This window comes from bacterium (assembly GCA_035527515.1).
Taxonomy (GTDB): Bacteria; B130-G9; B130-G9; order B130-G9; family B130-G9; genus B130-G9.
In genome coordinates this window covers 1-8,562 of sequence record DATLAJ010000070.1, presented here as the reverse complement: position 1 = coordinate 8,562, position 8,562 = coordinate 1, and the positions used below count along the sequence as shown (strand labels likewise).

Annotated in this window: 16 protein-coding genes and 1 tRNA gene; all 17 read right to left on the bottom strand. The window is 57.6% G+C overall.

From position 1 onward, the window contains the following. On the bottom strand, positions 1-202 hold a 202-nt coding region (locus VM163_05450), incomplete at its 3' end, for a hypothetical protein (protein ID HUT03318.1). Then, positions 199-1,365 carry an oxidoreductase gene (locus tag VM163_05445; GenBank protein ID HUT03317.1) on the bottom strand — a complete coding sequence of 389 codons (1,167 nt, stop codon included), beginning with the start codon at positions 1,363-1,365 and terminating at the stop codon, positions 199-201. The genes VM163_05445 and VM163_05450, both read right to left, overlap by 4 nt. After that, positions 1,349-1,885 carry a hypothetical protein gene (locus tag VM163_05440; protein HUT03316.1) on the bottom strand — a complete coding sequence of 179 codons (537 nt, stop codon included), beginning with the start codon at positions 1,883-1,885 and terminating at the stop codon, positions 1,349-1,351. Before VM163_05440 ends, VM163_05445 begins: the two co-directional genes overlap by 17 nt. Beyond that, on the bottom strand, positions 1,885-2,067 hold the full coding sequence (locus VM163_05435; GenBank protein HUT03315.1) for a hypothetical protein: 183 nt from the start codon (positions 2,065-2,067) through the stop codon (positions 1,885-1,887). The genes VM163_05440 and VM163_05435 overlap by 1 nt, the downstream gene beginning before the upstream one ends. After that, positions 2,064-3,002, bottom strand: a complete 939-nt coding sequence (locus tag VM163_05430) for a saccharopine dehydrogenase C-terminal domain-containing protein (protein HUT03314.1) — start codon at positions 3,000-3,002, stop codon at positions 2,064-2,066. Before VM163_05430 ends, VM163_05435 begins: the two co-directional genes overlap by 4 nt. Positions 3,003-3,117: 115 nt before the next feature. After that, positions 3,118-3,193 (bottom strand) — tRNA-Met (locus VM163_05425). Then, positions 3,184-3,606: a hypothetical protein gene (locus VM163_05420; protein HUT03313.1), complete on the bottom strand. Its 423-nt coding sequence runs from the start codon at positions 3,604-3,606 to the stop codon at positions 3,184-3,186. The genes VM163_05425 and VM163_05420 overlap by 10 nt, the downstream gene beginning before the upstream one ends. A gap of 598 nt (positions 3,607-4,204) precedes the next feature. Then, a complete protein-coding gene (locus tag VM163_05415; GenBank protein ID HUT03312.1) occupies positions 4,205-4,819 on the bottom strand; it encodes a DUF1064 domain-containing protein in 615 nt (204 codons plus the stop codon). Next, on the bottom strand, positions 4,819-5,796 hold the full coding sequence (locus tag VM163_05410; protein ID HUT03311.1) for a DegT/DnrJ/EryC1/StrS family aminotransferase: 978 nt from the start codon (positions 5,794-5,796) through the stop codon (positions 4,819-4,821). The genes VM163_05415 and VM163_05410 overlap by 1 nt, the downstream gene beginning before the upstream one ends. After that, complete coding sequence (locus VM163_05405) at positions 5,793-6,038, bottom strand: hypothetical protein (GenBank protein ID HUT03310.1); 246 nt, start codon at positions 6,036-6,038, stop codon at positions 5,793-5,795. The genes VM163_05410 and VM163_05405 overlap by 4 nt, the downstream gene beginning before the upstream one ends. 1 nt (position 6,039) lies before the next feature. Beyond that, positions 6,040-6,297, bottom strand: a complete 258-nt coding sequence (locus VM163_05400) for a hypothetical protein (GenBank protein ID HUT03309.1) — start codon at positions 6,295-6,297, stop codon at positions 6,040-6,042. After that, positions 6,294-6,992: an acetyltransferase gene (locus VM163_05395; protein HUT03308.1), complete on the bottom strand. Its 699-nt coding sequence runs from the start codon at positions 6,990-6,992 to the stop codon at positions 6,294-6,296. Before VM163_05395 ends, VM163_05400 begins: the two co-directional genes overlap by 4 nt. Then, positions 6,956-7,258, bottom strand: a complete 303-nt coding sequence (locus tag VM163_05390; protein HUT03307.1) for a Ref family recombination enhancement nuclease — start codon at positions 7,256-7,258, stop codon at positions 6,956-6,958. The genes VM163_05395 and VM163_05390 overlap by 37 nt, the downstream gene beginning before the upstream one ends. 97 nt (positions 7,259-7,355) lie before the next feature. Then, positions 7,356-7,688 carry a hypothetical protein gene (locus tag VM163_05385; GenBank protein ID HUT03306.1) on the bottom strand — a complete coding sequence of 111 codons (333 nt, stop codon included), beginning with the start codon at positions 7,686-7,688 and terminating at the stop codon, positions 7,356-7,358. 15 nt (positions 7,689-7,703) lie between these two features. Then, a complete protein-coding gene (locus tag VM163_05380; protein ID HUT03305.1) occupies positions 7,704-8,039 on the bottom strand; it encodes a hypothetical protein in 336 nt (111 codons plus the stop codon). Continuing rightward, positions 8,036-8,260 (bottom strand): hypothetical protein, encoded by a 225-nt coding sequence (locus tag VM163_05375; GenBank protein ID HUT03304.1) that lies wholly within the window; start codon positions 8,258-8,260, stop codon positions 8,036-8,038. Before VM163_05375 ends, VM163_05380 begins: the two co-directional genes overlap by 4 nt. Beyond that, positions 8,257-8,448 carry a hypothetical protein gene (locus VM163_05370; protein HUT03303.1) on the bottom strand — a complete coding sequence of 64 codons (192 nt, stop codon included), beginning with the start codon at positions 8,446-8,448 and terminating at the stop codon, positions 8,257-8,259. Before VM163_05370 ends, VM163_05375 begins: the two co-directional genes overlap by 4 nt. Positions 8,449-8,562: the final 114 nt, after the last annotated feature.

Genomic DNA, 8,562 nt, shown 5'->3' with positions numbered 1-8,562 from the left:
ACAGATTCAGCCGAAACTCCTTCACCATCGCCGCCATCTGCGCGTCGTTATGGAGTGGGTCGTACCAGTGCGGAGCCTTTGCGCCCTGTGCCATACGAAGGGCTGATTCTGGATGTTTTGCGGGTGGCTGTCCGAATCTGTACGGCACCTCTTGAAGCATCATCGCCACTGCACACGCGCGCGTTATCTCTGGGTCGGTCATACGGCCTCCAGCATGGAGAGATCGCAACGATGGCGCTCGACCTCACCGTGGTTCTTGTGATGGACGATGCACACCATGTCCCGGCCGGCGCGGTAGCCCTGCTGCGAGTGCCAGGCATCTCTTGCAGCAAGAGTCCGAAAGTACTCGCACACCACCCCAGGGAACTCTTTCATGTCCCGGTGATGGATGTGTCCGAGATACCAGTACCTGTGCGTCGTCCCGCCCCAATCCACAGGCCTGTCTGCGGCCATCACACCAGGGAGCGCGGCCACTTTTGTCGTGTCCCCGTGCGTGCTACCGATCAGCACCTTTCCGAAGGTGTAGTACCAATGAACCGCTGGGCTCAGGTCGACCACGACACGATCGTCCAGGTGGAAGAACGCATCTAGGGCAAGAGACAGAGCGAAGCTGGTGTGCGGGTCGTGGTTGCCAGCATTCAGTTTCACGATCACCTTCTTGTGTTTCTTCAGTAGGGCCTTGATCGTGTAGATCATCACCCTAAGGCCTATCTGTAGCACTCGAGCCCATCGTGTATCAACGTCCAAAGCATTGGCGTTGCGCGGCGTGGCGTTGCTCGAGTTGTCTGCGTGGAATAGATCCCCCAGCTCCAACAGCAGGGCAATCGCAGATGCCGGCGCACACGCGACCAGCCGATCGATCGCCGAGCACATAAGACGCTCCGCGATCTCCAAATCAAAATCTGACCCGGTCTCCGCGGCCCAGGAATACATGCCCAAGTGGGGATCCCCGACCGGATACACAGTCAAGAGGTCTTCGTTGACGCGCGCAGGCGCCCGGATCTTCGGCGACTTCCCCTTAACATCCTCGACCAGCCACCCCACCCACTCCTTCAGTGCGTCGTATGCCTTGTCGTTGTTTAACTTGGTCTTCACCCATTGAGCGGTGGGTTTCCCGTCGGCATCGTAGTGAGTCGAAACCCCGGACACGTCGAAGGGGCTCGGCGCAATGTGAGTCATATCGGACTCAGGCGCGTACCCAGCCTTGGCGGCCCTTTTCTTTACACCACTAACGGCACCCTGGATGGTCGAGAGTCTTACCCCGATATCCCTAGCGGCACCGCGCCATCCAAGCTCGTTGACCGCATCGATGCACTTGAGTTGGGTTTCCGTCGCCCACTCTTTGAGTTTAGGGTCTATCCTCATTTTGCAGTTTCGCCAGCTTCGGCGCTTTGTTGGAAGCCTTTAACCTGTAACGAGCCACGCGCATCGTGTTCAACGATACGACGTAAATCGGCAGCTCGCTGTGGTGGTCTACCTTGCACGCCTCCCTGACAGCTTCAGCGGGAGACATACCTAAAATTTTCATGCAGTACAGTGCTACCTTCGCACCGCTACCAATGGCAGCGACGCGCTCTATGATCGGGTCTCGCTCGAGGTACTCGTTGTAAACCGCAATACCGCGACGGGAAAGCTCGAGCAGCTTCCAATCCCAATCGTGATCGTAGTCGGGAGGGCGCGGCTTCAGCTCTGGGTTGCGCTCACTCTGCAACCACTCGAGAGCCATAATGGCCCCAGCGCAGTTCTCACCCGACAGACCGTACAAAGCTCCCACGCTTTTGGCGGGGTAAAGCTTGAGGCTGACGAACGTGTCGTCATTAACCTCCGTGTATCCAGCCCGCGTATCGCACGCAATGCTCTCGCGGTCGCACGCGATCGTCGTCATCAGTTAATCCACGCTTCGTCGGGACGATGGATGCCGATTTGAGTGTCCGAGATCACAATCATCTGTCCGTCGTTCAGGTACAGGCTGGCGCTATCGGCCTCGATATCGAATCCGATTATCGTGCGGCCTACGGCCCGGTTGAAAACCTCGTCCAGTCCACCACTATCGAAAGATCCGCTCATGCGTACACCCCGTCGGTTGCCTGCAGCCAAGCATCAAACGGGATATCCTCCTGCTTGATGTACCCGGTCATTCCCTTCGTCGCCTCTATGGCGGCCAGCACGCCCGTCGCGGTCGCGATCTGTATTGCACTAAGCCCCGGCGCCGGCTTCACCTCGAACTCGATCTCGTGATCCACTTCGCCGTCTAGCACATTAACCGATGCAACTACTCGGTCAAGCATCCCGTCGTCGGGCCAACGCTCAATCAACTTCTGCGCCAGGTCTCCGCCCTCGGCCCTCATTTTTATGATCTGGTCAAGGTGCCCAGGGTATCTCAGCGTCCTGTACCCCATGGGTCCCGTGTCGGGGAAGCTCTCCAAGAGAGTGCCTAAGCCACCGCTCGTGTTGAAGTATTCAAACTCCGAGCCCATAACCCACTTCGTTCCCCGAACAGCGAGGGGCGCTACTGTGATATCTGTCCCCCGCATTCCGCGCTCGACCACCATCTCAGAGTAGAGATTAGCCAGCCCCTCCGGCGACCACGTCACGCTGTATCCCTTCCACCGTGACTCAGGGAGGGCCCCGCAATAAATCATGCACTCGTGGATCCTACCAACAGCCTCTCGCATCATCTTGCCGGCGAGGATGTTCAACGCCCCTGGTGCGATACCGCAGTTCGGGACGAAGAGCTGCCCGGGGGTCTCGTTCGCATGGAACCTGGCAAGGTCAGCCGTCTTTTCCACCCGCTCCGATGCGTCGAAGTATGCGCGCATTGGACCGAACATGTAGTTCAGGTTCTGGGTGAAGTTGACCGTGGCGTCCGCGTCGAAGGCCTCCCACAGGGCGCTGCGACTATCACCAAGATCGTACCCAACAATCGAGTGGCCGTGTCCAGCAGCAAGCACGGACAGCGCGCTGCCGATTCTACCCTTCACACCGAGAATGCCGATTTTCATAAAGCCTCTTTGTAAAAAAACCCACTGGGCTGCGTCATAGGAAGAGTGGTCTCGTCGCAGGGCCTAGATAAACCTCGCGCCACAGGTTCGCTCTGCATCCGCCTCGTGGGAAAACTGGTTGCGGGGGACGGACTCGAACCGCCGACCTGTGCATTATGAGTGCAATGCTCTACCAACTGAGCTACCCCGCGTCTGAATCAACGTACCTCGCCAGGGCAGCGCGAACCTCGAGCGGATCAATATCCAACTCATCGCACACCCAGATAAATTCTCTCTCCCCACCGCCATCGGAGGCTATCCAGTCCCGGGCTGAGTCTATGATTGCCTGCTTGCACCGGCCGTACATGACAGCGTACTTCTCGGGGGTCTCGTTTCTGATCTTCTGTACGGTCGATCGACCCATGCCGTATGAGGCACGAACGTCGTCGAGCGTAATCGTTGCCTCACCCCTGGCGTCATGGAAGGCTCTCCCTATGACCGCGAACCAGATGGCCCTGTATGGGTTTAGCTCTGGGGACGCTCCCCTGCCGAGGCTGTAATCCTCCTGCGTTTCAGCGTCCAGAAGAGTGGAGAGTGTAGCTGGCTTTCGATTGGCTTTTTCCATTCGCGTATTATCCCACAGATACCGGGATGATGCAATAAAAAGGTGGGCGGATTTGTCGCGCCGCCCCGCGGCGGCCGGGGACCAGTCTGGCAAGGATGGGTGGAATCCCGAGCCGCTATGCCACTGGGGCATAAAAAAAGGCCCCATGAAGGGGCTCTCACGTTTCGTCAGGGCGTGGAATCCCCGACCGAGGTCGACCATACCACAGATAGAGGACAAAGTCAAAGCAGAACGTCGGCCTTTTTCATCAATGAAATCAACGCTATCTCGGCCTCGTCGCAAATTCTTTTGATTTGAGAGCGAGAAATACGGCCCGATCTCCATACGGCGGGCCCCAATTCCCGGAGATATATCACGTTTATGGAGTTGATCTGGTGCCCATTGAGTTGGCGAATGCAAGCAGACAGCGACCGCATTGTCGCCGACTGAATCATCGAGTCGTACTCCTCGTCCTCCGTGTTCCAACTGACGTGGCCGGAGACTGAATTGATCCAAGGAACCGCCCTCGGGTATCCGTTTGATGGAGCCCAATCGCGACGCCACCGGACCCAATCACGGAGTAGAGACTGAATCCGATGTAACTCCTTGGGGTTATGTTTCATGTTTCGAGGATCGTTATCCCGTATAGCACCTTCAGCATGTCCCTCTTGAGCGAGTAGTGCTGGTACGCTGCCCCCTTCTTCATTCCCTTGACGTCCTCGACGACACGATCTCCGTCCTGGTAATAGACGAAGTCAGCAACGTAGGTGGTGACTTTGATATTGTGGATCTCGATCGGCATCCTGACCTGGCACTCCAGATTCTTAATTACGCCGGCCTTCTCCATCTCCCTGAGAACAACGAATCTATTGGCCTCCTTCTTGGAATGGAATTTTCGCCCATCGACCGTGGTGATTTTATTGAAGTACTTTGTGTGCCCGGTCACCCCACCCAGGATTCTGTTGAAATACTTTGTGCGCCGCTCCGGGGGAACTTTCCGCCCAGCGCGGGGTTTGATGCGGGGCTTCTTGGGTATCTTCGGCTTAACAATAACAATAACCGCAGGTGGTAGAACCGCTTCTTTCAAGACCACCCGGGTCTCCCGGGCGTCGCTGAACCTATTGAGCTTCTGCGTGGTGATGCGATCCGCCTTGTTTTCTAGGGCCTCCTGGGCCTTACGAATCCGGGCCTGCATCTCTGGGCTGTAGTCCGTAAACACCGGGCGCCGGGCCATCAGGATTCCACCGATTGACTTAGGGCCTGGCACACGTACTCAACTTCACTCCTCGTGAGGGACGGGTAGTAGGGTAGCCCGAGTGAGTGGCGCTCGATCCACCGGGTAACCGGGAGTTCCGGGTAGTTGAATGAGGTCGACAGTGGGTGCCTATCCATAGCCGGGCAATACCACTGCCGGGTCTCAACACCATTGGCCTTCATCCTTTCCTGAACGGGAACGGCGTCAACAGGTAACCCCACAGACATGATGGGGTAGGCGCCACGAGGTCTCTTGGGCCTAAATGCCCACGACGGTAGAAACTCTTCATATAGGTCGTACAGCCTGACCCAAGACTCTCTATCGTAGGCGTCGAGAGAGGCTAGAGCAACAGCAGCCGTATACTCGGACATCTTCCCGTTCGTTCCGTTCTTGATGGATGCGGTTCCGGGGGCCAGCATCCCAAAGTTTGATCGCATCCTTAATTCATTCTCCATCTCCTCTGTCTTGCAAACGATGTACCCACCCTCCCCAGCTCCCACCATCTTTGTGGCGTGCATAGAGAACACGGCAATCTTCGGCACGTCTCCAAACATGAGTTGCTCGCCAAACGCCGCGGCGGCATCGACCATAGGGCCGTCTGCAGGGGTTCCGTAAAGTGCGACGTTGGGGTGAGCCCAGGTCTCCTTGTCGACGTCCCCGTAGTGTACATTTAGGCCGGAGTTAGCTGCCGCTAGGATTGTCGCCGGGAATGTGAGTGCGGGGAGGGCGATGGCCTTCAGCCCTGCCTCTCTCAACATCTTGTAGACGATCTCGAGGCCGGTTGTGCAGGACGAGACCGTTACGACTCGGTTCCCCGGATACCTGTCCCTGAGACGCGACTCCAGCTCCTGGACGTTGTGCCCGAAGTTCGTCGCCCACTTCGCTTCCTCGATCCGACGAAGGTAGGGGATGAGGCTGTCCGTGGTGGGTAGTGTTGGAACAAGAAGCTTGATCATACGATGTCCTCTTTTTTATCCCCGATCATCAAGACCACATGCACATCGCCGGTCATCATGTCCTCGCGTATGTTGATAATTGCCGGGGCTATCTCCTTGGCAGCCTCCCTTGCCGCTTCCTCGACCAATGGTTCGATTCGGTCTATGAGCTTGTCCCTAATTTCGTTCTCGATCCTCTTGTAGATCGCATCACAAAGAGCGCTGGTAAGTCTATCCACCGAGGTCTTGTAAGTAATAGCCATGCTAGTTCCCCATCCGTATCTGGTTAAGGTCGCGCAGCTCGTCGTCTGTCGCCGCTCTGTAGTGCAGTGAGTCCTCGAGACCGCAGTGGAGGGCTACGTCACCCGCCACAATCCTCCCCATGACGCCGTGCTCCTTGACCCACTCAGGGACCACCTCCGGGGGGATTGGAACCCACCCGTCCCTACCGTTCTCGCTCGCCATGACGACAACCAGGGCCTGCTTCAGAGGCTCTCCTACGTCGAAGATTTCATCAGTCATGTGATCCTCTCCTTAGGAACCGCCCGGTGCCCGTACATCGTCTCACCCGGAGCCACGTCCTTGTGTACGATAGCTCCAGCCTGGATGACTGCCCACGCCCCAACCTTCACTCCGGGGAGAACCTTCGCCCCAACCCCGAAGTACGCCCCCTCACCGACGGTGACGTTGCCCATCAGGCCCACGTATGGGCTGAGGGTTACGAAATCCCCGACCACGCAGTCGTGCCCGACGGTGGAGTGGTAGTTCATGTCCACGAATTGCCCGATCTTCACTCCGGCCGCGGCGTCCGAGAACGGACCCATGATAGTCCCGCCACCAATCCGAGCGCTATTGCAGCGGTGCGCGAAGCGGTGCTGGAAAACATATCCGTACTGGCGTAGCACCGGAACCAGTTCCACAATCACCTTGCGCGCAGCCGGGGATCCCATGGCGATGTATGGAACATGGAAGTCATCCTTCCCACCAGTCCAATACCCACCATCCCCCAACTTCAGCAGCTCACCCAAGTCGGCAATCCGCCACCTCACGTTGAATTTCTCGTGCCCCTCCAATGGGCCTAGAGGTTTCTCGTCGTCCGCGAAGGCGACGTGCGGCGTGTCCAGCCAATCGCATAGCTCCCGGCCGTGCCCTCCGGCGCCAATGATTATGTAGTTCAATCTCACTTTGCATACCTCGATAGGTCTTCGTTCACCCACACAAGCAACCCCTCCTCACGTAGCCACGGGACAGAGAAGATGCTGCAGAAAGTTCTCGTCCCCATCCCATGGAACCCGGACCCAGACCTCTGGGCGTCATGGTGCTCTGGACATAGACCCACCAGAGCAAACGGCGAGCGCTTGCTCGAGCCGCCCGCTATGTGGTGGAGCTGGGCAGGGACGTTCCCGTGGCCCAGGCGCCGGCAGACAACACAGCCAACCGAAGCAACCCTGTCCTTGTGCCTCTGAGCTGGCGTCAGTGCCATAAGGCGGCCCAGTATTTCCTGAACCTCCAGACGAATCTCTCACGGATTAGGTCGATCTGCCAGAGGACCACCTCGTCAAACCACCGCCACAGTTTTCTCATGTGTATGCCCTTCCCTCGGCCCGGGCGTTGGCCTGCTGGGTTCTCCACATTTCAATTTTGGCCTGAGCGGCGATCATCATCCAGCGGTGATATTCGTCCTTCTCTATCGCTTCCTTCAGGGCTTCCAAGTGTTCGCCGTATGTTACGCTGGCATACGCATCGCGCTCCTGCGCCCCCAAGGGCTGATTGTCCTTCTCGCGCATGACCTGGGCCTTGACCACCTTGCGGTACTCGTCAAGGTAGAGCCGGTTCGCCCTGGCCTGGCCCGCCTTCCGGGCGTTGTCCCTTAGATAGTCGACTGACTTTTCGATGTCGTCTTCGCTGATCATACTCCTATCCTCTCTTCAGGTACTCATCAAGGCACGAGGATCCTCGGCCGGGAGCCAAAACACAGCAAGGCGACCGCTACGGGTCTTTTCCCTAGCCCCCCTGTCGACGATCAATCCAGCTACAGCAAGCTCTCTAATCCTAGCAGAGGCCGTCTGATGGCGCATATTTAGAGCCACCTCAACCCCATCACATGTGCCACCACCCCGATCACGCAGGAACCCCAGAACCTCTGACCTCATGGAGCCAGCACTAGGCTCAATCGAGACGGCCGCCGCCTCGCTAGTATCACTTCCCTTAACGAACGGGGGGAATATATTCAAAACTCCATCTTCCCTACTATCGCTGATCACTTGCTTCTCCTGATCCTGGTTGCCTTGGGTTTCTTCTTCACCTCTACCTCCACCGGCTTGTCCGCCATCGACTCCTCCCACCGCTTCACGGACTCCTCTGACGCCGGCTCACAGAACTTGATCTCGAACCGATCGCACGCCTCCCACGGATCCTTGACGTGGAGAAGGGTGATCTCACCGGTCTCCTTGTTTTCGTAGCGTAGGTTTGGCTTGGCGCTCACGCAGCCTCCAGAAGCTCTTCCTTGTCGACCTTCATCCTGAGTTCCTGTCGAAGATGCTTGTACGGGGTGGGTAACTCAACCTTGTCCTGGGTGCTGCGAGACATGCGCCTGTACGTCTCGAGCGCCCGTCGTGCGGCCTTACGTGTGCGGCGGCCACCAAGCTTCCGCCGAAATTCCCTTGCGTTCATACTGCCTCCTTCGTTGCGGGTGCTGCTGCTCGCAATCGTTCCACTAAGGCACGATTGCCGGTTAGCGTAATCCAGTAATCGTCTACGCCTTCGTTCAGCAGCTTCGTCAGATCC